The organism is Methylobacterium sp. J-067, from assembly GCF_022829465.1.
Lineage (GTDB): Bacteria > Pseudomonadota > Alphaproteobacteria > Rhizobiales > Beijerinckiaceae > Methylobacterium > Methylobacterium litchii.
In genome coordinates this window covers 1-304 of the sequence record NZ_JAKSXZ010000127.1, presented here as the reverse complement: position 1 = coordinate 304, position 304 = coordinate 1, and the positions used below count along the sequence as shown (strand labels likewise).

Annotated in this window: 1 pseudogene; it reads right to left on the bottom strand. The window is 72.4% G+C overall.

Features of this window, described 5'->3' with window-relative positions:
• Nucleotides 1–47: 47 nt before the first annotated feature.
• A pseudogene (locus MKK52_RS18115) lies at nt 48–304 on the bottom strand (sulfite dehydrogenase); the annotation flags it as partial.

Here is a 304-nt window from a genome sequence, read left to right as displayed (position 1 = left end):
TGGCCGGGTTCGTCGCTGGCCCGGCTCGACGGTGTCGTGGGAGCGTCTTACCATGTCCAGAGGAGGCAGAGGCGGGTAGGGACCCGGTTCCGCACCGGCTCCTGCAGGGCCGCGTCCTGCCAGGTCTTGCCCCGGTCCGTCGTGATCTGCGCCCCCCGGATGCGGCTGCGCCCCGGCCAGGCGATGCCGGTGGTCTCGGGGAAGCACGGGGCGATCCGCTTGGTGCCGGAGGGCCGGGTGATGATCGACTTCGCCTCCATCGCGAAGGTGCATTGCCGGGGGGTGCCGGCGGGGATCAGGTCCG